Genomic DNA, 1,223 nt, shown 5'->3' on the forward strand with positions numbered 1-1,223 from the left:
CCCTATAATGAAGACCCAATGAGCAGAAGATTAACAAAAGTTAATCTTCTGCTCATCTTGAATAAATTCCAGCCAAAGGGCAGATCAGACTACCACTTTCCGAAATTGCGTCCATACTGTTTGTTTAGTGCAAAAACCGTTCGTCTCCCGGGACTGGAGATGGACATCTGCTTCTGACCAGATAAACATTCAACAAAGGCAGAACCTGACGCATGAAGCACCGATTAAGCCTTCAGAATATTGTTGGTATGGGGTTCATGACCTTCGCCATGTTCCTTGGCGCGGGCAATCTCATATTTCCTCCATTAGCAGGTCAACTGGCTGGTACCCAGGTCTGGCTTGCAGCTGCCGGGTTTCTGATAACAGGTGTTCTTCTACCTCTACTGGCCGTAGTCATGATTTCCAGGGTTGGAGGAGGCTTTAATGAGATCACCCGTGAACTGCCGCGCAGCGCGATTGTCCTGATGGGTTGTTTTATCTACATCATTGTTGTCCCGATTTATGGTGTGCCAAGAACCGGCCTTGTTGCTTATGAAATGGGTGTCATCCCGTTTTTGGAAGAGCCTGATAGCATTTCCAGGCTGGCATACAGCATCATTTTCTTTGGAATTGCCTGGTACCTCAGCCTGTATCCGGGCAAATTACTTGAATCAGTTGGCAAGATCATTACACCAGCCCTTATTCTGTTACTGGTGGTTCTTGGCGTCTCCCCAATCATCTCCCCTATGGGAGAAGCCGGTGAACCCATGAACGGATATCTGGAGAATCCTTTCTTTCGAGGGTTTCTTGAAGGCTACATGACGATGGACGCCCTGGCTGCACTGTTGTTCGGCATTGTCATCATCACCAATCTGAAATCTCACGGCATTACTTCACCCGGCGCCCTGGTCAGATATTCTGTCATAACGGGCTGTATAGCGGCTTTCGGACTGGCGCTGGTCTACCTGTCTCTCTTCAATCTGGGTGCCCAGAGCCGCGAAGTCATCCCGCAACCGGAAAACGGCGGCCAGATTTTATCCGTTTATGTCCACAAGCTGTTTGGTATCTATGGCAATGTACTGCTTGCAACAGTCGTGACACTGGCCTGTCTAACTACCGCAATTGGTTTGATCACTGCTGCTTCGAAGTATTTCTGTGATCTCTCTGAAAAACTCAATTACAAGGCAATTGTCGCCACCATCAGTTTCTCCTGCATGATGTTTGCAAACCTTAACCTGAACCAG

At 48.2% G+C, this 1,223-nt stretch carries 1 protein-coding gene; it reads left to right on the forward strand.

Translation table 11 applies throughout. The features are described 5' to 3' along the window. Positions 1-212 precede the first annotated feature (212 nt). A partial coding sequence (gene brnQ / locus KDK16_RS12865) for a branched-chain amino acid transport system II carrier protein (protein WP_257276431.1) occupies positions 213-1,223 on the forward strand: 1,011 nt, incomplete at its 3' end.

This window comes from Endozoicomonas sp. SESOKO4 (assembly GCF_024606275.1).